The organism is Nostoc sp. FACHB-892, from assembly GCF_014698795.1.
In the GTDB taxonomy this organism is placed as follows: domain Bacteria; phylum Cyanobacteriota; class Cyanobacteriia; order Cyanobacteriales; family Nostocaceae; genus Nostoc.
Window position 1 is genome coordinate 1 of the sequence record NZ_JACJTR010000061.1, and the last position, 20,867, is coordinate 20,867.

Sequence of the window (20,867 nt, forward strand, 5' to 3'; positions counted from 1 at the left end):
AACATATATGACCAGAGTAGAAGGTGAAAATACACGTTTACGTCATTATCTGGCACGCCTACATCGCAAAACATTATGCTATTCCAAGTCAGTAGATATGCTTAAATACTCAATTCGCTTGTTACTCCATTACTTGAAGTATAGAGAAATACCTGTATTTAGTTAATTCATCCCGCATTTATGCAACGCCAAAGATTCCTCAGAAAATGCGATGTCTACGACGGACTACCCCTACGCCCTGATTTGGATAAAAATCACTAGGCGTTCACATAATCCGCAGTAGACATCGCATTTTCAAGATAAATAAAATTTACTTTAAACTTTCTTGCTTTACTGGCCTCCCCCTTGTGCATTTAAATATGTCAAGCGTATTGTTCGAGTCTAGCTAAACTAGCAACCGTAGCACATAAATCGTCTAAGTCTATAGGCTTGCATCGGTATATATCATAACCTGCTGATAATGCACGAGTACGGTCTTCGTCGTAAGCAGATGCTGTCAGAGCAATAGCTGGAATCCTTCTCCCTCGCTTTGCTTCTAGATTTCTGATCTTCTTCAGCAGTGAACAGCCGTTCTCATCTGGCAAATAAATGTCACTAATCAAGATGTCTGGTTTGAACAATGAGATTATTTCTAGAGCATCACCTGCGGAAGCTGCTGTGATAATTTCTGCCCCGTCTGATTCAAACAGGAAGCTAAGTAATATTCTGGTATCAGGGTCGTCATCTACAACAAGCAATCGCAGACCTTTGAAAGGCATTGATTGATTATAATTAAACATTACTTTTATCGCGCTATAGTTCAAACATCTTTACTAGCAATTCGATCAAAGGCACATATTTGTAAATACCATCTGATGCCTACTTTATTAAATCTTAATGCAACTAGCAGCAAGCGTCTGTCCGGTGTCGGACATAGTAAGGTAAAATCATTCACTAGCTATCGCTCGCACCTTGGCTGATTCCCTAGCAACCGAGCAAATTCGTTTTGGATGACTCGATAACACTCACAGGAAGTTGCTTCCAAATCTTTTCGGTTCAGGATGTTAATTTGACCACGCTGATAGCGAATCATTCCGGCTCGGCTGAGGCTGCTAGCCGCTACTGTCACACCGGAGCGCCGTACACCCAGCATTTGGGCAATAAATTCTTGCGTCAACGGAAATTCTTCTGATTCCAAACGGTCAGATACTGTAAGAAGCCAACGAGCTAGCCGTTCTTCTAGTGTATGAAGACGGTTACAGGCACATGATTGTGTAAGTTCGGTATATATAGCTCGTAAATAGCGCAGCAGCAGGTATTGAATAGCTCCACCGCGATTGAACTCGGTTCTCAAAACCTCTGCATTGATCTGCATTCCAGCGCCCGCAACTTGCACAAACGCTTTTGTGGTTGTTGTCTTGCCTCCTAAAATTACTGGGATACCCACCATGCCTTCATTACTCACTATCCCAACTTCCACCGTCGATCCATCTTTCATACTAGTGACTATAGAAATCACCGCGTGTTGGGGAAAATAGACATGTGTGATGGGTTCTCCTGGTTCGTAAAGGACTTGTCTAGCGGGAAGCGGAACTAACTTTAGGTGCGGAATAAGGCGTTCGTAATCACTGGCTGGCAAAGCCGCGAGTAACTTATTTACTTGCGGCTTAAAAGTTTTATCGCTCACTGAAACATTAAAAGAAAAATTTTCTCATAATATTTTAAATCAAGTTAGTTTTGCGAGTCGGTTCGGTTTCGCACACCCAATTCAAAAAATTTTTCTGGCTCGGTTACTGGGCTTTTTGCCCAGTAACCGAGCAAATTCCTTTTGGATGACTTGATAACACTCACAAGAAGTTGCTTCCAAATCCTCTCGGTTCAGAATGCTAATTTGACCACGTTGGTAGCTGATCATTCCGGCTCGGCTGAGGGTACTAGCCGCTACTGTCACGCCGGAACGACGTACAGCTAGCATTTGGGCAATAAATTCTTGCGTGAGTGGAAAATCTTCTGATTCCAGACGTTCAGAGAGTGTCAGTAGCCAACGAGCCAGCCGTTCTTCGAGTATATGGAGACGGTTGCAGGCAACTCCTTGTGCCAGTTCAGAGTATACAGCTTGTACATAGCGCAGCAGCAGGGTTTGAATAGCTCCGCCCCGATTGAACTCGGCTTTCAGTATATCTGCATCGAGCTCCATAGCAGCACCCGAAACCTGCACAAACGCTCTTGTGCTTGTGGTGTTGTCTCCTAAAATTACCGGGATACCCACCATGCCTTCATTGCTTACTATCCTAACTTCCGCCGTTGAGCCATTTTCCATTGTGGTGACTATAGAAACCACTGCCTTATCAGGAAAATAGACGTGTGTGATGGGTTCGCCGGCTTCGGAAAGGACTTTCCGTAATGGGAGCGCAACCAGCTTCAAATGGGGGACAAGACGTTCATAATCACTGGCTGGCAAAGCTGCGAGCAGCTTATTTGATGGTAGCTGAAAAAAGCTTTTATCTAATGACATTAAAAGTCACTCTCCTTAAGGTAGGTGACTTTAGAAAAGCTAACTCAGGGCACAAGGAAAGAATTTCAGAATTTGATCCTAATGTCGAAAGGTGTATTCTCTAAAGAAACACGGGAACAATCTAAAAAATATTAAATGAACACACTTCTTAGAGTCTGTACGATTTCGTACATAGCAGTTTGAAAAAAAATTATTATGTCCGTTTATTGGGCAAAGCCCAATAAACGGACATATTCATCTTCTATAATCTGATAACATTCGCAGGAGGTTTTTTCTAAAGCCTCTCGATTCAGGATGTTAATCTGACCACGCTGGTAGGTGATGATTCCGGCTTGGCTCAGGATGTTTGCTGCTTCGGTGACACCAGCACGACGTACACCCAGCATCTGCGAGATAAATTCTTGCGTGAGTGGAAATTCTTCTGATTGAAGACGATCGGAAACTGTTAACAGCCACCGAGCCAGCCGCTGCTCTAACTTATGAAGACGGTTGCAGGCAGATCCTTGTGCAATTTGAGTGTACATACCTTGCACGTAGCGCAGCAGCACACTCTGAAGCCCTGTACCCCGATCGAACTCGCTTCTAAGCATATCTGCATCCATCTGCATAGCACTGTCTGGAACCTGCACTAATGCCGTTGTGGTTGCAATGTTGTCTCCTAAAATTACTGGGATACCCACCATGCCTTCATTGCTCACTAAACCAGCTTCTACAGTCGAGCCATCTTCCATAGTGGTGATTATAGAAACCACTGCCTTATTGGGAAAATAGACCTGTGCGATCGGTTCGCCTGGTTCGTAAAGTACTTGCCGATTTGAGAGCGAAACCAGCTTCAGATGGGGAACAATACGCTCATAATCACTGGCGGGCAGAACTGCCAGCAGATGATTTGCTGGTTCCTCAAGGGCATTTTTGTTTAATGACATTAAGATTCTCCTAAACATAGCCGACAGAAAAAGCAACTTGCGGCATAAGGAGAAAATCAGGAGTTTGCTCCCAATATGTCAAAAGGTGTATTCCCTAAATCTAATACAAAGATTGGATTTTTATATTCATATATATAATATAACATAATTAAATCAGTTATTTACAGTAGCAAAAAAAACCTGATATAAATCAAAAAAGTTGGTATATTCCGCTAAAGCATCTATCTAAAGGTTGAGAGCAAAATAATACAAATTGCATAGCAAAATAGTAAGCAAATACCACAGCAAAGAAGTATATTAGCGTTGTTAAATTCTGACTTTAGCAAAGTTAATAGTAAGTAGGAAAAAATCAGTAGTGTTAGTTCAAAGTAAACAATTATAATTATTAAAATTGCTTAATTCTATTGGGATTATAGTTGCGATCGCATAACTGAATACGAATTACGAATTACGAATTACGACTTTACCAAAGTGAGCCGCACTTTTGAGGTAATTATAAGCTTCTCGTGCTTCAGAAAATGGGAACACTCGATCGATAATCGGTTTAATTTGATGCTGTTGCATCGCCTGATTCATTGCCTCAAACATTTCCCGGCTGCCAACATAAATTCCCTGAACTGTTAAACTTTTAAAAAGTATTGGCATAGGATCAATTTCATTTCCTCTACCTGATAATACGCCAATCAAGCTAATACGTCCTCCAATACGAACTGCTTGCAGTGATTTTGGCAGAGTACCTGCACCGCCTACTTCTACTACATGATCTACACCTGTGCGATTAGTCAATTGGTAAACTTGCTTTTCCCAATCTGGTGTTGTTTTGTAGTTGATTGTCTCGTCAGCACCAAGCTGTTGAGCTAGTGCCAATTTCTCATCACTGCTAGAAGTAATAATCGCTCTAGCACCATGTATCTTAGCAAACTGGAGAGCAAAAATCGAAACTCCTCCTGTACCGAGTAATAAAATACTATCACCTGCGCGAATATTGCCTTTTGTCACAAGTCCATGCCAAGCTGTGACTGCTGCACAGGGTAAGGTTGCGCCTTCAATGTAGGATAAATGGTCAGGTAATATTACTAAACCATCTTGGTGTAATACGACATACTCAGCTAGCATTCCATCGATACCGCCTCCTAAATCGGATTTCATTTTCTCTTTGGTTAAAGAGCCATAAATCCAGTCTTGGAAGAAAATACCAGCGACGCGATCGCCTATTTTAACCCGTGTAACGCCTTCCCCCACTGCCACAACTTCTCCCGCGCCGTCAGACAGGGGTATTAAGGGATATTTCTGTCCAGAACCGTAAGATCCTTCAATGACAAGGAGATCGCGGTAATTTAGGGATGTTGCTTTGACTTGAATCAGAACTTGTCCCGCAGTCGGTTTTGGTTCAGAGCGATCGACTAATGCGAGGGCATCAATCCCGGCGTTGCTTTGAATTTCGTAAGCTTTCATAGAAAAAGCAGTGGTTTAATGTCATCTTAAACCACTGCTGTTTATTGTAATAAATAAATAGTGACTATCCTAAGTTGATAGTCCTAACTTTTCACGTTATGTGGAAAAGTCCACGAAAACCTAAGAAGCTGTTTGAAAAGTAATTGGCTGTGATTTTAAGTACTTCTAGATCCCCCCTAACCCCCCTTAAAAAGGGGGGAACCGGAATCAAAGTCCCCCTTTTTAAGGGGGATTTAGGGGGATCTATAATGTTTTGCTACCGACAAGAGGACTTTTCAACCCCTAACCCCCTTTCCGCGTCGGGAAGGAGGGGGGGAAATTCAAAGTCTCTCTCCTTTTAGGAGAAAGATTTAAAGAGAGGTTTTTCAAATACCGTGAAAAGTCAGGTTGATAGTCATCTTGCCTTATTAGCTTGGTTGCTGATCGGGAAACATACACTTATCAGAGTCACAACCACTAGGGCCAGCCTCTGACATTTCGCCTAAATCATAGCGGCTTAAGACTGCACAGAAATCATCTGTTTTCCGCCGTGCTTTCACCTCTTGATTCAAGCGATCATAGGTAGCTTTATCTATTGGTTCAAATGGCAAACGTGGGAATGATTGCAGGTCATCAAAACGAGCTAAAAGGGCTGCTGAAATATATCCCTGATCGTTCTGGATAGTTTCATAGATTTTCTGTCCCAAAGGTTCGATTTCATCAGAACGAAGTTCTAAAGTTGCTGATGTGTTGTGAGTCACATACCAACGTTGAACCTGGAGGACAAAATCAAATTGGGCTAAGACTGAAAACTTAGAAACATCAATTTCATCAGCACCTGGTAAATCAGCCCAAGATACAGAAACAGGAATTTCTACTAACCATTCGCTCACCCGTGGATCAAAGGGATCGTTGAGCAAATTGCCCTGTTCATCTTTGTCTGATTGAGAGGGAATGACGTTGTAACCGTAGTCAATACAAGCTAAGGCTACTGGGTCATTTTTGCCGAAGGTGATGCGGCGAATAAATCTTTGCGCTTTGGGGGGGTGCCATCCTGAACTAGCATTAGTTAATAATGCTTTTGTGCCACTGGGTTGGACTGTGGTACAGCGATTTGGACGTTTGAAATTATGGCGATCGCAGTAATCCCAAACTACCCGATGTACAATATCTTTCCAGGAACTTAGATATTTTTCTTCCTCACGCTTGAAAGCTAATCCTTGTGGAGTTGCGGGTCTTCCTGCTTCCCACCAGCGCAGCCAATCAACACCAAAAGCATGGACAAAGAAATCAAATAAACCCGTAAAAGAAACTCCTACAATCGGGTCTAATTCACGGCTGTATTGATAGCGTGGTTCCAAAAATTTGTGATTTAAAAGTGCTGCTACAGATAGCGCCCCAGCAGTAAAAGCTTCCTCTTGTTCTTTGTAGTTATGTGGGTCGATTTGATTGAGGTGAACCTCAGACAAATTGCAGTGGAAGTTGCTACCGATGATTTCCAGATTTGTTACCCTAGAGGTTTTTTATCCCCTAGTTCTACTGCTTGATTATTCGCAGTAGCTCCGCGTACCTTTTGCAGATGTGACTTCAGATAATAAAAGTGTTTTTCACATCCGCCCCCGCACTCTTGGAGAGATTATATTCTAGACAACAATTTTGGATGTAATCTAGTTTCACTCTCTACGCTGTACGGTGTCAAAGGTTTTTTACTTCCTTTGATTACCACGGGATTAGCTTCTCAGCTTTCCCCGTTTTTGCGAGGTTTTTAACGTGAGGCAAAATCACTTACCACACGGATTTAGCCCATAGCGAGCTAAACGATGTTCTAGCTCATTAGCATCAAGATTTGAATAACGTTCTTCTAACCACTCTTTTGCTGTTCCTTGTTCATAAGCTTGCAAAAAATTAACTTTGTCAGATTGTGTTGGCAGCAAATCAATGTTTGATCGCGCTACAGCCTCACCAGCCCATTGAATCGCTCCCTCGCCACTATAATATTGTTTGCGGACGGCATTGAGGCATTCTTCTAAGGTTGGCTTGCGGTGAAAAACTCTCGTATGGTTTGCCATCCTAAGTGCATCACGCTCTGGATCGATTCGCCAGTTGCCGTTTTCATCTTGCTGCCATAAATTATCTTTGGCATCGGCAAACAAACTATCTTCGCTAGAACCTTGCCTCATGCCAGCTGAGCGCCTAATGTTACCGGCAACAATTGTTACAGCAGCTTGATCGATTAACAAACAGCATTCAACTGAATTTAATTGTCGTCCTCTAGCTTTATTGAGAATAGATGCACAACCCTGATACAGTCCAGGCAATTTTACAGGATTAGCAACTCCTCCAAAGCCGTTGAGAGTTTCTCCTGCTTTTCGGACATCGCTGATATCAACTAATACTTCAACTTCTGCTGAAAATTGTTCATCAGTGGAGAGTTCTAATAGGGTTTGATATGATTTAACCCAACCTTCACGGCTATCGCCAACGTGAATAGTGACGCTGTTACCTTCTATATAAGTTTCAGTATATTCACGTCGCTGTTGCACAGGAGTGCTGCCAATTTCGCCTTGTACAGTCACATTGAGTTGATTACGGATGGGGGGCAACTGGTTAATAAATTGTGGTTCTAGGACGGCTCCAGTACCACAGCCCATCATTGCCAAATCCATCATTAATCCGAAAGCACTCCAGTCTTCGAGATTGGTTGAGGTGCAATTATAAGCCCCGGAAAAATTCTTTGGCTTGGTTATCCAATCTGTGCCACCAACCCATAGCCAGCGTCCACTGGGCATAGCTTTCAAGTTGCGCTGCATCTTATCCAGAATGGCAGCTTCGTCTTGAGTGAGCTTTCCCAACTCGACTAAGCCGAGTAGAGTGCGATCGCATACTTCATCCCATGTTTCCCTTAGTCCCGCCTTTGTGCGGCGGCTATAGGTTCTAAAAAATACAGGATTAGCAGCCGGTGCAGTTTCGGGAAACTTTGCACTCTGGCGTTTTCTTTCGAGTTCTCGAACCATATACTAAGTGTCTTGCGTTCTTGTTGCGTGCGGACAGATTATGACTATACGCCAAGTAGTTTGAGTATTAAAGATTGTCAAATTGCCCACTTTACGCTAGCTATAGGCCGTACTATTTGCAACATAAATTTATGATGTATAATATCCTTCACCCTTGAGTAGCATCTCAAAGTCAAGTTTTAATTAGCACATATAAATTTATAAGTAAAATCTCTTTATAGCCATTTTCAATCTAGTGAGGTACAAGTATGCAAATAGACCTAACCCGTTAACCCCCAACTCGTCGCGGGAAGGGGGAAGAATTCAAAGCCTCTCTCCTTTTAGGAGAGAGATCAAAATTGTATTTTACTGGGTCGAGAACCGCTATATACCGATTCTTATGATCAATATCCGTTGTGAAAAGCTGTCAGACTACACAGTAATAGCTGAGGTGAATATATTAGCCTTTGGGCAAGAAAATGAGGCTAAACTTGTAGATAAAATTCGCTGTTCTGACCGCTATATTCCAGAACTTTCTTTGGTTGCAGAGGTTGAAAATGTTGTAGTCGGTCATATTTTATTCAGCTACATTGATTTAGTGGGTGAAGAAACTCTACAGGTACTCGGTCTAGCACCTTTGGCAGTTCATCCACAATTTCAAAGACAAGGTATTGGCAGCACACTAATAAAAGTAGGGTTAGAAATAGCAGAGGCAAAGAAAGAAGCCATAGTGATTGTCCTTGGTCATCCCCACTTCTATACTCGCTTTGGCTTTCAGCCTTCTGTTGTTTATGAAATTGAGTCTCCTTTTCCAGTACCAGAGGATGTCTTCATGGTTAAACCACTGCAAAGCTATCAAAAAACCTATAAGGGAAAAGTTGTTTATCCATCTACTTTTGATGCAGTGTAACTCGCACAAAGATTTAGAGATAAGGCAGATGCATAGGAAATTAGCCGAACGCTGCGTGTAACTTGCTTTGGTATAGGGGTACGCGCAGCGTCTTGTAGAAAGCGTCATTACGAATTAGTTAAACACTCTGGCTTGATGCTTTCTTGGCAATAGTTTTTAAGCGAGTTGCTCTGCTTTTACGGAGACTCTCACTTCTGCGAACTCCACCAGCCATCTCATATTCGCGGCTGTCTTTGCCGTATTTAAAAGCAATCCCTGTGAGCATTTTCTCTGAGAAAGCGCTCAAAGTCTGTTCTAACTCTTCAAGTTCTAATTTGGAAGAGTCAATCATGCTGAGAATAGTGTTATGCCCCTCTAACTTGGTACGTACCTGTTCAAGTAATTGTGTCAGGTTTGTTAAGTTATAAGCATCCCCAAGATCCAGATTAGGATTTATTGCTTTGAGTCCAGAGAATCTTAACTCAGCATTTTCTAAAACGCGAGATGTGCGTTTTCTTTGAGACATAGATTTGCTTCCTTGTGAGGTTTCTAAAATTACTATGCCCTACTGAAGCTAAATTTTGGTTCAGCAAAATCCACAATAATTATTGTATTTTGTAGCAGAATTTCTCATCCTGCCAAAATAGGTATAATTTTATACTTTTAAGATGATGCGTTATCGTGCAGTGCAACGCACCCTACCACAGAATAAGCTGTGTCAACTCCAGAACAAGCTGTAGTTACTAAAATTTGTTCGTTTGTAGCTCCAGAACAAGCTGTAGTTACTAAAACTTGTTTGTTTGTAACTCCAGAACAAGCTGTAGTTACTAAAACTTGTTAAGTCATAAGTTCAAAACAATCTGTATTAGCTACAGCTTATAGTTTACTTATCATTTAAACACTATTTATAACTAATGGTTAAGCTGATTAAATACAACTTTAGTTTTACTTATTAGACAATGAGCATTTGTAACTACAGCTTCAACACTTATTAGTACAGCTTAAGTTGTAGTGACTACAGATGCTAGTTTACTTATCATTCGTCTTTGTCGTGGTCTGTGTCTTCTTGTTTTGCTTTTTGTTGTTGGTTAAATTCTGTTGCTAATTTCAGGTAATAAAAATATTCGTCATTCAGTTCAATATTTTATGTCTAATAGAGCTGATGTTGCGTAAAATTTGCTCCAACAAAACAAGCGCGTTCTAAATCGGCGAGGCCATCTAAAATCGCAATTTTAATGCGGGAGTCGCCTAATGTGCGCGTCCAAAGTTCAGAGATTCCGGGGATGTTAGTCAGGTCTGGCATGGTGGTTGTTGCTATAATTATGGATAAGAAAAACTAATTTTTAAGTTAATGGCTGCTAAAGATATTTTTCATTATGCCGTTAGGAAAGGATTAGAAAAGGAGGGGTGGTTAATTACTAATGATCCTTTGAGAATTGAAGTTGGTGATGTTGAAATGTATATTGACTTAGGCGCAGAGCAAATTTTGGCAGCCGAAAGAGCCGGAGATAAAATAGCAGTTGAAATTAAGAGTTTTATTGGTGCATCAAACATTTCTGAATTCCATACAGCAATTGGACAGTTTTTTAATTATCGTGTCGCGTTAGAAGAGCAAGAACCTGAGAGAGTTTTATATTTGGCTGTGCCTTTAGGAATATATAACGCTTTCTTTAAGTTGCAGTTTATTAAAATAGTTATTCAGCGCTCTCAACTGAAATTAATAATTTACGATCCGATTCAGGAGGTAATTGTAGAATGGAAAAACTAGAGCAGTACCAAAACTATGTTCAACAAGCCATAACAGAATATGCCAATCTAGGTTCATCAAAAGATGAAATCGAACAACAACTAATTTTTGATACAGTTCGCAACCACTTTCAATTGATGTATGTTGGGTGGAAAAATAGACGGCGACAGCATGGTTGTGTTTTGCATATCGATATCAAGAATGACAAAATTTGGATACAGCATGATGGAACTGAGATTGGCATTGCTAATGTGTTAGTGAATTTGGGAGTTCCCAAAGAAGATATTGTGTTAGCATTTCATGAACCTTTGGTGAGGCAATATACAGGTTTTGCAGTTGGTTAAGTCAACATGAATTTTATAGACCTCTTGAAAAGAAATTAGGCTGAATTACTAGTATTAATAATTTTAATGCTCGCCACAACTCTCGCTTCCACTTTTGCTACGATGGCGTACCCGCCCACCGTAGGTATCGCATTCTAGACTATTGGTGCTGAAACTACACCCTTTATCTCTAACGCAGCTGCAACCCGTAAAATTAAGGCTTCATTATATGGTGCTGCTATCAATTGCACACCCAAAGGTAAACTATTTTGACGCTGAATTGGTACTGATAAAACGGGTAAACCAATAAAAGATAATGGTTGAGTAAATAATCCCAAATGAGGACGGACAAGAATTTCTTCGCCATCTAAAATCATAGTTTGTTGACCAATTAGCGGTGCAGAAATTGGTGTAGTTGGGGCAAGAATTACATCCACATTTTGAAAGACTTCCCGAACGCGATCGCGATACCATTTTCTAAAGCGTTGTGCTTGCAGATACCAGCTACTAGGAATTAACGCCCCAGCTAAAAAGCGATCGCGTGTTGCTGAATCAAAATCTTGAGGATGACATCGCAATTTATCCAAATGCAGATTTGCGCCTTCGCTAGCTGTAATCACAAAAGCTGCTGCACGAGCGCGGTGTGCTTCTGGTATGGTTACGTATTCAGTGACTTCTATTGCATCAGCTATCTTTTGCACTACTGCTAAAGCTTCCGGTTCTGCGCCTTTAGTGAAATAATCAGCAGCGATGCCTTCGGCGGACTTCGTCAACGCAATTCTGATATCAGAAATATCTTGTTTGAGTTGTGGTAAAACCAATTCAGGCGGACGCTTTGTACAAATTGGATCGCGATCGTCTTCTCCTTGAAGCACATCAAACACCGTAGCGATATCCTGCACCGAACGCGCAAAAGGGCCAATGTGGTCAAAACTGCTAGAAAATAAAGCTACCCCAGCACGAGATAACCTACCATAAGTCGGCTTAAAACCAAAAACGCCACACAACGCCGCCGGAACGCGAATCGAACCATTTGTATCAGAACCCAATGTTAACGGTACTAACCCAGCAGCAACAGCCGCCGCCGAACCACCCGATGAACCACCAGCAACTCGCTGTAAATCATGGGGGTTGTGAGTAGCACCGTAATGGAAGTTTTCCGTTACAAACCCATAAGCGTACTCATCCATATTCAAAGCGCCAACCAGCACAGCACCAGCTTGTTTCAGCTTCGCTACTGCGGTTGCATCAAGGCTTGCTGCTGGGTTCTCTGCATTGATTTTCGACCCCGCTAAAGTCGTTCGCCCTGCGATATCGAAGAGATTTTTCACCGCAAAAGGCACACCAGCAAGTGTTCCAGGATGATTACCTTGGGCAATTTCCTTGTCAATGCGGGCTGCATCTGTTAAAGCCGTTTCAGCAGTCACAGCCGTAAAACAGTTAAGTTGATTATCCCGCGCTGCAATTCGTGCGATCGCAGCTTTGGTAACTTCCACCGCGCTAACTTTACCTTCACGCACAGCAGCAGCTATCGATACAGCATCATTCATGGTTCAAAAACTGGTGCAACTTCAATATCCTCCGCTAGAGGAAAAGAATTTACCAGATTAGCGATCGCACTAATTCTCTCAAAATTTTCCACCACACCATCACGATACTCATCCCTTATCTCTAAATCCAACAACAACGCCATTTGATCAACATACTCACCCACATTAAACTCTTCTCTTCTCATCTCTCCTCCTCTGTGCCCTCTGCACCTCTGCGGTTGGTTATCTTAAACTTATAACCTCTTTCGGCAACACAAAAAACCCATCCTCCCCCGCCTCAAAATCAACCACCTGAAACACAGCATCAATATTTAACTCACCATAAATATGAGGAAATAAATTATCTACCTCCGCAGCTTCATAACGAATTTCAGCTTTAACTCGATCAGAATCAATGCAAAGGATTACCAAACCCTTTTGATTGACAAAAATATGATTAGCAACCCAGATAACTTGTGCTGCTGTCGAACAGTGAATAAATCCTTCCGACTCTAACGTATCACCCCGATAGGTTCCCAGGATTTTTGCTTGTTCCCATTGTTCGCTTTTGGTGATATGTAAAATAGTGTTCATGGTCATTAATTAACAAATGCGATTAATTTTATACAGTAAACCTGGCTGTCATTTATGTGAAGGCTTGCAAGAAAAGCTAGAACAAATTCAAAATCTTAGTTTTGAGTTGGAAGTTAGGGATATTACGACTCGTGAAGATTGGTTTGGTGCGTATGAGTATGAAGTCCCGGTACTTTTTTTATCGAACCGCAGAGGCGCAGAGGGTACGGAGGAAGAGGAGGGGAGTGAGAAATTATTGCCGCGTCCTTCTCCTCGTGCTAGTGTGCAGCAGTTGGAGCAAATGTTGCATAAGTATTTAGCCAATTAGAAAAAAATAATGCAGAATAAGCGCAAGATTAAGAAGGTGACGAGGTTCACAAAATGAAATTGCGGGAATTACTAACGGCGGTAGACAGTGTTGAACAATTGCCTAGCCATCCGATGGAAGATGTGGAAGTTAGGGGTTTGAAGACGAATTCCCATGCTTGTAGTGCGGGAGATTTGTTTATTGGGATGCCAGGAACGCGGGTTGATGGTGGGGAATTTTGGCAAAGTGCGATCGCATCCGGGGCTGTAGCTGCGATCGTTTCTCCCGAAGCTGCACAAAAAAATCCTCCCACAAATGAGGCTGTGGTCATCAGTGCAAGTAACATAACTCAAGCTTGTGCCCAGATAGCGAGTGCTTTTTACGGTTATCCAGGGCGAAAACTCAAGCTGGTAGGTGTGACTGGTACAAATGGCAAAACTACAACTACTCATCTGATTGAATTTCTGCTCATTAAAGCTAATCTAGCTACAGCTTTGATGGGAACTCTCTACACGCGTTGGGCAGGTTTTGAGCAAACTGCTGCCCACACTACGCCCTTTGCGGTGGAACTGCAACAGCAGCTAGCAGAGGCTGTAAAGGCTGGTAGTGAGTTTGGGGTAATGGAAGTAAGTTCTCACGCTTTAGCCCAAGGTAGAGTGTTGGGTTGTGAATTTGAGGTGGCGGTATTCAGTAATCTTACTCAAGACCATCTTGATTATCACAAGGACATGGAAGATTACTTTGCCGCCAAAGCGTTGTTATTTAGCCCTAATTATCTCAAGGGACGGGCAATAATTAATGCTGATGATTCTTACGGTAAACGATTAATTGCCTCGTTAGATTCTGAGCGCGTTTGGAGTTACAGTGTCAACGACAACAGCGCTGATTTATGGATGAGTGATTTAAGTTACCAGCCGAATGGTGTCAGTGGTACATTACATACACCAAAGGGTGATGTAGCTTTTCGATCGCCACTAGTTGGTCAATATAATTTAGAAAATCTTCTTGCAGCCGTAGGAGCAGTTTTACACTTAGGGCTAGATTTACAGTTAGTTGCATCTGTGATCCCTGAGTTTCCCGGAGTTCCCGGACGGATGGAACGGGTACAAATTGATGCTGACCAAGATATTAGCGTGATTGTGGATTATGCCCACACACCTGATAGTTTAGAAAATCTGCTGAAAGCTGCACGCCCGTTTATACCAGGGAAAGTGATTTGCGTGTTTGGTTGTGGTGGCGATCGCGATCGCACCAAGCGCCCAAAAATGGGTAAAATTGCTGCTGAATTAGCTGATGTTGCAGTGGTGACATCGGATAACCCCCGGACTGAAGACCCAGAAAGAATTTTGCAAGATATTTTAGCGGGAATTGCTGACACAGTACAACCAACTGTAATTTGCGATCGGGCTACTGCAATTCGTACCGCTATTTTACAAGCACAACCCGGTGATGGAGTGTTACTTGCTGGTAAAGGTCACGAAGACTACCAAATTCTCGGCACTGAAAAAATCCATTTTGATGACCGAGAACACGCACGCGACGCTTTACACCAAAGACTGAACATACATTAATTGGGGCATGGGGCATGGGGCATTGGGCAACAATCATAGTTCTTCTTCCCCTGCCTCCCCTGCTCCCCTGCTCCCCACTCCCTCCTAGGTTGGAGTTTTTTATACTTAATATTTATTTCCGTGGGATTTTGTAAAAAATGCACACATAAAGGTGAAAATCGAAGACAGACTTGTTGTGCTTGACTCATGAATGTTTCTTTGGCGAAGGATCTGTCTGTTTATCAACTGGTTATGGGAGTGCAAGTGCCTCCAAAACCATTGTCCCTCAGTCCTGCTACTCTGCTATCACTGGTAAGAGCGCAAATTGACTTACTAATTGAGCAACAAATTGTAGCCACTTTATGGGTGAAGCTACCACCAGAAAAAATTTGGCAATCGGAATTAGCGCGTTATCAATCTTCGGTAGGTGCGTCTAGCCTCATTTATACTTGCCAGATTGACGAGGGTGGGAAGGGAAAAGATGAGAGAGCAGAGGAAGATGAGGGAGCAGGGGAAGCGGGGGAAGAAACTACCCCCTTATCTTCCTCATCTCCCTCATCTTCTTCATCTTTCTCATCCCTCTCACTCTCTCATCATGTCCCCGTTCACCTATCACCAGATAGCCAAATGCGACGGGAAAACTTTCTGATGGTGTTATCACCCCAGTTTTGCAGTTTAATTTTGGCTCATCGACCACTTAAAAAACACAAAAATAACACTTCTGGGAAGGTAAATACTAATAAAAACCAGCCGTTGCTGATTATAAATACTGTTGAGGGGAGGGTAATTCAGCAAGTATTTGATGGGATCGAAAAAGCGATTACGCCAGAATCATCCCCAATACCTGTTGATTTTATTTGCCCAACTGCGCCCGAAGGCGCACTCATGAATCAACTGTTTGCCAAACAACTTTTGCGACAAGATGAAATTAATCGTCAAATCATCACAGTCCGCACCACTAAGTTGCAACAGCAAAATCAAGAACTGCAAAACAAAGAGCAACTCAAAGATGAATACCTCAAAAACGTGTGTCAGGAACTGCGTACACCGTTGACGCACATGAAGACAGCACTTTCGTTATTGAATTCCCCTAATCTCAAACCCCCCCAGCGACAACGTTATTTACAGATGTTAAATACCCAGTGCGATCAGCAAAATTCCCTGCTTACTGGTTTGTTGGAACTGGTGCAGCTGGAACGTAATTTAGAGGAAACAACTTTAGAGTCAGTACGACTCTCAGATATTGTGCCTGGAGTAGTCAGTACTTACCAACCTCTAGCCCAAGAAAAAGGGATTATGCTTGCCTACACTGTACCGACTGAACTTCCATCTATTCGGTGTGTGAGTGGTGGGCTGAGGCAGATTGTGATTAATCTGCTACACAATAGCATTAAGTTTACTCCTAATGGGGGTGAAGTATGGGTGCGTGCCCGAATTCAAGGCGATTATGTCCAATTAGAATTCCGCGACACAGGTATCGGTATTGCCGAAAGCGAGATTCCCAAAATCTTTGATCGGTTTTATCGTGTGCGTACAGCAGCAACTGAAGATTATGGTGGTGCTGGGTTGGGGTTAACAATTGTACAGCAATTGCTAGTGCGCTGTGGCGGTTCTATTTCTGTGAGAAGTAAATTATATGAAGGTTCCACATTTACTGTGCAACTGCCAAGCGTTAGCGATACCCCAAAAGCGATCGCAATAGAAAATGAGTGATAACTTACAATTATCCTCTGAGTTAACTTTATGGTGCTATAGCAATTCTATTTGAGTTATAAAAATTTTAGTCATTAGTCATTAATAGTAATGACTAATGACTAATGACCAATGACCAAGATTATTAACTAGAAGTTTTTGGTAGTGCGGCGCTAATTTGGCGAAGCATCATAACTTGCCAATAAGGTACAGGAGCTAGCAATACAGTACCAGTTCCCTCAAAAGTATTGACGAGAAACTCACCAGAAGTCATCGAACCTAAAAGAGATTTGGTAGCTTTTTCAACGCGATAATTTAAGCTAGTTGTGCGAGCGATTGCAAAATTTCCATCTACAACTAATCGGTCATTTCGTAAATTTATTACTTCTACAGGCCCTTGTGCTGCCATGACCACTGTACCCCTGCCTTTGACTTTTGTTTGAAACAAGCCCTCGCCACCCATTAAGCCTGATAAAAACTTGTTTCGTTCAACTCCTACTTCGATAGTGCCATCGCTAGCCCAATAAGCGCCGCTATCTAAAATCCATTCACTACCGTCTAATTCTAAAATGTGATATCCCGATAAAGAAGGCTCTAAATATAACTCACCTGTACCCGTATATGTAGGACGAAAAATGTTTTCTCCCGTGGCTAGGGACTTTAAAAACCCACCTGCTGAAGGGGCTTTAGATTGCATCTGAATGTTGCCACGTATATAGTACATAGCACCAGATTCAGTTCGGACTGTTTCGTTTTGCAAAGTTACCTTGACTAAACGTAAGCTTTCTTTCTCGATTACTTCAAAACCTGCCATAATTTTCCTTTTGATGTTTGCAGAAAGGTGTACTTGGCTCTTAACTAGAATTTATATACATTGTTGGCATCTATTTTTACAGATGGCAAGTCAAAAAAATTTAATTGAATTGTTAAACAAAGTCTATTTGATGAAGATGAATGATCTGTGTTCAAAAAAATAGGTCAACGTAATTAAACATAATACCAATTCAAATAATGTTTGCGACACATCAATTATTTGTAAGGGCACAACAATGTTGTGCCCCTACCCATCTGTCGCATTCTTTTTTCAAATTGGTATAAAATCCTTACTAAATAGCTCCCCAACTTCTCTGGGAAGTTGGGGAGCTATTATTGTGTTTTATTTCTACTCGCCTACTGTATTATCCTGCGATCGTAAGTAAATAGACGATGCTGTAGGGGCACAGCATTGCTGTGCCCTTACAAAAGATATAGTTTTTAACCTTAATTCATATTTGGTATTTCTTGTCAATGCTTAAGTCTTATTAGAGTGAATATTTATAATATTGAAAAATAATTAATGAATCCTCACTCCTAAGCTTTAGCTCCAAATTGATGTTTATTGCTAACTTCTAAGGGGAGGAAAATTGTCAAAACTTCCCCATAATGTGGACGCTGGCGCACAATCAATTTACCACCGATCGCCTGAAACAAATGCTTAGTTGCGGCGATATTCAAACTAATCGTACCAGTTTCAGGCTGGAACATCAGCAATTGACCAAGCGCTTTGCGAATTGGTGGTGTTGCAGGTATGGCGGTTTTACTTGAATCTTTGCACCCAAATTGGGGCGATAATTGTAACTTTAGTTGATCTCCCGCCGGGATAACTTGTACTTGAATATGGCTACCAGCAGGTAAGCTGCGAGTGAAATTCTCCATCAAACCAGTCAGTACCTGATCCAGCATAATGGGATTGCTTACCACTGTCGGTAATTGCTGGGGTAAAATAACATTTAAAGTTAAGTTCCGCCGATGCGCTGCTTGTTCCCAACGGGGAATGCTCTGCTGCAACACTTGATCTAAAGACATCGGCGTGAGTTGAGTTTTTGACGATTTTGCGGAGGCAGTAGTTTCTAATTCTGCTGCCTTAAATAGCAACTCCATGCGGTCAATTTGCTCGGTACACTCGTGATCGATAATTTTTAAACGATTGATCACACTGGCATCTAAATCTCGCCGCTTCAGCAGCAGACGAGTCATGGTGCGAATAGTAGTTAAAGGTGTGCGGACTTCGTGAGCAAAGGCTTGCAGCAATTCCACATCAGGATTCGGGGATTGGGCACTTGCACTGAACGACGTCGAAGGCTTTGCCTCTCGTAGAGAATTATTGGGGATTGGGCATGGTTTATTCTCTTTGTCTTCCTTGTCTTCAGTTGCTAGTAAAGAGTCTTTAGTCTCTTCTGCTTCTGTTAATTCCTGAAGTAACAACTGGCTAAACTGAATCATGATGCGGCAATCTGGAGCTACCGGAGAATGCTGTTCTACTAATGCATCCAGGCGGGCAAAAAATTCTGGATTAGCCAGCATTACCCTTGCTCCTAGCGATCGCCAAGCCTGCTGTACTACTTCTGGTTCAAAAGAAAATGAAAAGGTTTTTTTACCGTTTTTATGGGTTGTTAAAACCAGTACTAATCTAAATTTATCTGTAAAAACCAAGCAAAACTGTTCTGCCCCTAGCGGATCGGCAGGTAATAATGGAAGTACCGATTCATGGGGAGCAATTTCTTCATTTACAGACGCAATCGCATCTGGCATCTGAAATGGCATCAGCGCCAACGGATTAAATGGTTTTGCTGTAAAAGTTACTGTTTGTAAACTTTGAGTCAGTTTTGGCTGGCTAAATAAGGGTGCGGGTGCAGCTAAAACTAATCCTTGGGTTGTGTCAGCTGAAGCAGCTGCTAAAGTATTTAATAGCAAATGTTCTGTCGCTGCGAGACTGACACGCCACTGCCGCTCTGCCTTACCAGGTGAACATTCAGCCACACTTGATTGATTTTCAGCCAAGATTTCGCTCAGACTTGGCAATATCCATTCGTACACAAGTTTTCACCCCTTAATTCAAGAGCGACTAACAGCGTCTAGGGTAGACATCTCACTACTACTTAAGAGGTTATAGCCATTTGTCTACTGGTGACAGTGGTAGAACCGAACAATTCGGGCGCAATTTCCCCTATTTAGCGATGTCTATGACAGGCTGCGCCTACGCACTTAGCGTCTGAAAAGTAAAGATGAAGCACTTGCGCTGACTTTTACCGATAAGAATTACGATATCTTCTGAAGAGAGGCTGCGCCAACGGGACACTTTGCGATCGCATTTTTTGAGTAGATTAACAATAGATCATCTCAAAGGCGATTTATGAATTCTTTTGATTCAGTTGAAGATTTGGTACTAGTTGCTGGCGCTACTGGTGGAGTAGGGCAACTGGTGGTAGGCAAGTTACTGGAAAAGAACATGAAAGTTCGTGTCCTGACACGCAATGCCGCAAAAGCCGAAGAAATGTTTAATCAGAGAGTGGAAATTGCCGTTGGTGACATCCGCCAGCCAGCTACACTGCCCAACGCAACGCAAGATGTCACGCACATCATTAATTGCACCGGAACCACTGCTTTTCCCTCTGCGCGATGGGAGTTTGACCAACCCCCAAACTTGATTGAATGGGGAATAACTTTCCTTAACCCTAAATCTAGTGAAGCAAAAGCAAAGAATAGTCCAAACAAGGTCGATGCCGAAGGTGTGAGCAACCTAGTGGCAGCAGCACCCCGGAATTTGAAGCGGTTTGTTTTCGTCTCTTCCTGCGGAATTGGGCGTAAAGATAAGTTTCCTTTTAGTATTCTCAATGCTTTTGGCGTGTTGAATGCTAAACAAAAGGGCGAGGAGTCCATTATTAATTCAGGATTGCCCTACACCATTATCCGCCCAGGACGCCTTATTGACGGGCCTTATACCTCATACGACCTCAACACCCTTCTTAAGGCAAAAACTGGGGGTAAATACGGTGTTGTCGTAGGCACTGGGGATACACTTTCGGGTGATACTAGCCGGATTGATGTAGCAAATGCTTGTGTAGAATGCCTTTTATACCCAAGTAGTTCCAAGAAAATTTTTGAAATAGTCAACCAGGGACAAAGACCGCCTGCAATTAACTGGGAAACTCTTTTCTCTAAGCTTGTATGAGTACTGTTAGCGTTAGCGGGGCGTTTAGCCAGTGCTGAGTAATATTTTATTCAATGCCCCATGCCCCATGCTTAATAACTTAATACAGAATTACGGAAGCGATGCCTGGGTTGAGCTATTCGGCATCGCGCCAGTTAATTTTGTTATATCCTCAGTGCTTCTGCAATTTATTACCTCTAAAGACGGCAAACACCACTCTACCGTTACGGTTCACCCTAATTACTGAAAGTATTAATTCTCATACATTAGACAGAGTGAAGGCAATCAATCCATGAAACAACTAAAAAAACTGTTTAGTTAGTTTAACCGTCCTAAGCAAGGTTCGGGAAACCACCCTTCATGGACTGGCTAACACTAAGCTTCAGTATATATATCAGCATATCTGGAGTTTTAACCCCAGAAAAGCCAAATCAAAGGTA

General features: G+C 42.2%; 21 protein-coding genes and 2 pseudogenes. 9 read left to right on the forward strand and 14 right to left on the reverse strand.

The window, feature by feature from the left end:
* On the forward strand, nucleotides 1-166 hold a 166-nt coding region (locus tag H6G96_RS35960), incomplete at its 5' end, for an IS1 family transposase (protein WP_190914621.1).
* 196 nt (nucleotides 167-362) lie between these two features.
* Here H6G96_RS35960 and H6G96_RS35965 read toward each other — a convergent pair.
* From H6G96_RS35965 to nrdJ (H6G96_RS35995), 7 genes and pseudogenes are all read right to left on the reverse strand, one after another.
* Nucleotides 363-779 carry a response regulator gene (locus H6G96_RS35965; RefSeq protein ID WP_190918697.1) on the reverse strand — a complete coding sequence of 139 codons (417 nt, stop codon included), beginning with the start codon at nucleotides 777-779 and terminating at the stop codon, nucleotides 363-365.
* A 158-nt stretch (nucleotides 780-937) separates the two neighbouring features.
* Nucleotides 938-1,666: a helix-turn-helix domain-containing protein gene (locus H6G96_RS35970; protein WP_190918699.1), complete on the reverse strand. Its 729-nt coding sequence runs from the start codon at nucleotides 1,664-1,666 to the stop codon at nucleotides 938-940.
* 81 nt (nucleotides 1,667-1,747) lie between these two features.
* Complete coding sequence (locus H6G96_RS35975; RefSeq protein WP_190918701.1) at nucleotides 1,748-2,494, reverse strand: Crp/Fnr family transcriptional regulator; 747 nt, start codon at nucleotides 2,492-2,494, stop codon at nucleotides 1,748-1,750.
* Nucleotides 2,495-2,697: 203 nt separating this feature from the next.
* Nucleotides 2,698-3,420, reverse strand: a complete 723-nt coding sequence (locus tag H6G96_RS35980; RefSeq protein ID WP_190918703.1) for a Crp/Fnr family transcriptional regulator — start codon at nucleotides 3,418-3,420, stop codon at nucleotides 2,698-2,700.
* Nucleotides 3,421-3,861: 441 nt separating this feature from the next.
* Nucleotides 3,862-4,875 (reverse strand): NAD(P)-dependent alcohol dehydrogenase, encoded by a 1,014-nt coding sequence (locus tag H6G96_RS35985; protein WP_190918705.1) that lies wholly within the window; start codon nucleotides 4,873-4,875, stop codon nucleotides 3,862-3,864.
* 407 nt (nucleotides 4,876-5,282) lie between these two features.
* A pseudogene (gene nrdJ / locus H6G96_RS35990) lies at nucleotides 5,283-6,353 on the reverse strand (ribonucleoside-triphosphate reductase, adenosylcobalamin-dependent); the annotation flags it as partial.
* A gap of 285 nt (nucleotides 6,354-6,638) precedes the next feature.
* Nucleotides 6,639-7,868: pseudogene (gene nrdJ / locus H6G96_RS35995) on the reverse strand (ribonucleoside-triphosphate reductase, adenosylcobalamin-dependent); the annotation flags it as partial.
* A gap of 379 nt (nucleotides 7,869-8,247) precedes the next feature.
* Here nrdJ (H6G96_RS35995) and H6G96_RS36000 point away from each other — a divergent pair.
* Nucleotides 8,248-8,757: an N-acetyltransferase gene (locus H6G96_RS36000; protein WP_190918707.1), complete on the forward strand. Its 510-nt coding sequence runs from the start codon at nucleotides 8,248-8,250 to the stop codon at nucleotides 8,755-8,757.
* A 118-nt stretch (nucleotides 8,758-8,875) separates the two neighbouring features.
* Here the strand turns inward: H6G96_RS36000 and H6G96_RS36005 are convergent, their stop codons facing one another.
* Nucleotides 8,876-9,262 (reverse strand): hypothetical protein, encoded by a 387-nt coding sequence (locus tag H6G96_RS36005; protein WP_190918709.1) that lies wholly within the window; start codon nucleotides 9,260-9,262, stop codon nucleotides 8,876-8,878.
* Between the two features lie 189 nt (nucleotides 9,263-9,451).
* Here H6G96_RS36005 and H6G96_RS42660 point away from each other — a divergent pair, with 189 nt between their 5' ends.
* Nucleotides 9,452-9,577: a hypothetical protein gene (locus H6G96_RS42660; RefSeq protein WP_277933053.1), complete on the forward strand. Its 126-nt coding sequence runs from the start codon at nucleotides 9,452-9,454 to the stop codon at nucleotides 9,575-9,577.
* A 309-nt stretch (nucleotides 9,578-9,886) separates the two neighbouring features.
* Here H6G96_RS42660 and H6G96_RS41925 read toward each other — a convergent pair whose 3' ends face one another.
* Entirely contained in the window at nucleotides 9,887-10,039 is a 153-nt protein-coding gene (locus H6G96_RS41925) for a hypothetical protein (RefSeq protein WP_242063559.1), read from the reverse strand.
* 48 nt (nucleotides 10,040-10,087) lie between these two features.
* Between H6G96_RS41925 and H6G96_RS36015 the strand changes: the two genes are divergently transcribed.
* Nucleotides 10,088-10,504: a XisH family protein gene (locus tag H6G96_RS36015; protein ID WP_190918711.1), complete on the forward strand. Its 417-nt coding sequence runs from the start codon at nucleotides 10,088-10,090 to the stop codon at nucleotides 10,502-10,504.
* Nucleotides 10,492-10,827, forward strand: coding sequence for a XisI protein (locus H6G96_RS36020; RefSeq protein ID WP_190918713.1), 336 nt, complete (start codon nucleotides 10,492-10,494; stop codon nucleotides 10,825-10,827). Before H6G96_RS36015 ends, H6G96_RS36020 begins: the two co-directional genes overlap by 13 nt.
* 134 nt (nucleotides 10,828-10,961) lie before the next feature.
* Here the strand turns inward: H6G96_RS36020 and H6G96_RS36025 are convergent, their stop codons facing one another.
* Genes H6G96_RS36025 through H6G96_RS36035 form a run of 3 tightly spaced genes read right to left on the reverse strand, consistent with a single transcriptional unit; the run spans nucleotide 10,962 to nucleotide 12,929 of the window.
* Nucleotides 10,962-12,356 carry an AtzE family amidohydrolase gene (locus H6G96_RS36025; RefSeq protein ID WP_190918715.1) on the reverse strand — a complete coding sequence of 465 codons (1,395 nt, stop codon included), beginning with the start codon at nucleotides 12,354-12,356 and terminating at the stop codon, nucleotides 10,962-10,964.
* Complete coding sequence (locus tag H6G96_RS36030) at nucleotides 12,353-12,541, reverse strand: DUF4089 domain-containing protein (protein ID WP_190918717.1); 189 nt, start codon at nucleotides 12,539-12,541, stop codon at nucleotides 12,353-12,355. Before H6G96_RS36030 ends, H6G96_RS36025 begins: the two co-directional genes overlap by 4 nt.
* A 37-nt stretch (nucleotides 12,542-12,578) precedes the next feature.
* The gene (locus H6G96_RS36035) at nucleotides 12,579-12,929 is read right to left on the reverse strand and encodes a DUF952 domain-containing protein (RefSeq protein WP_190918719.1); all 351 of its coding nucleotides are present in this window, start codon (nucleotides 12,927-12,929) and stop codon (nucleotides 12,579-12,581) included.
* Nucleotides 12,930-12,945: 16 nt separating this feature from the next.
* Here H6G96_RS36035 and H6G96_RS36040 point away from each other — a divergent pair, with 16 nt between their 5' ends.
* The 3 genes from H6G96_RS36040 (at nucleotide 12,946) to H6G96_RS36050 (ending at nucleotide 16,478) form a co-directional block, all read left to right on the forward strand.
* Nucleotides 12,946-13,236, forward strand: a complete 291-nt coding sequence (locus H6G96_RS36040) for a glutaredoxin family protein (protein ID WP_190918720.1) — start codon at nucleotides 12,946-12,948, stop codon at nucleotides 13,234-13,236.
* 53 nt (nucleotides 13,237-13,289) lie between these two features.
* On the forward strand, nucleotides 13,290-14,786 hold the full coding sequence (locus H6G96_RS36045) for a UDP-N-acetylmuramoyl-L-alanyl-D-glutamate--2,6-diaminopimelate ligase (RefSeq protein ID WP_190918722.1): 1,497 nt from the start codon (nucleotides 13,290-13,292) through the stop codon (nucleotides 14,784-14,786).
* Between the two features lie 186 nt (nucleotides 14,787-14,972).
* On the forward strand, nucleotides 14,973-16,478 hold the full coding sequence (locus H6G96_RS36050) for a DICT sensory domain-containing protein (RefSeq protein ID WP_190918725.1): 1,506 nt from the start codon (nucleotides 14,973-14,975) through the stop codon (nucleotides 16,476-16,478).
* A 124-nt stretch (nucleotides 16,479-16,602) separates the two neighbouring features.
* Here H6G96_RS36050 and H6G96_RS36055 read toward each other — a convergent pair whose 3' ends face one another.
* Nucleotides 16,603-17,271, reverse strand: a complete 669-nt coding sequence (locus tag H6G96_RS36055; protein ID WP_190918727.1) for an AIM24 family protein — start codon at nucleotides 17,269-17,271, stop codon at nucleotides 16,603-16,605.
* Between the two features lie 536 nt (nucleotides 17,272-17,807).
* The gene (locus H6G96_RS36060) at nucleotides 17,808-19,313 is read right to left on the reverse strand and encodes a HAMP domain-containing histidine kinase (RefSeq protein WP_190918729.1); all 1,506 of its coding nucleotides are present in this window, start codon (nucleotides 19,311-19,313) and stop codon (nucleotides 17,808-17,810) included.
* Between the two features lie 316 nt (nucleotides 19,314-19,629).
* Here H6G96_RS36060 and H6G96_RS36065 point away from each other — a divergent pair, with 316 nt between their 5' ends.
* Complete coding sequence (locus tag H6G96_RS36065; RefSeq protein ID WP_190918731.1) at nucleotides 19,630-20,448, forward strand: SDR family oxidoreductase; 819 nt, start codon at nucleotides 19,630-19,632, stop codon at nucleotides 20,446-20,448.
* Nucleotides 20,449-20,867 lie beyond the last annotated feature (419 nt).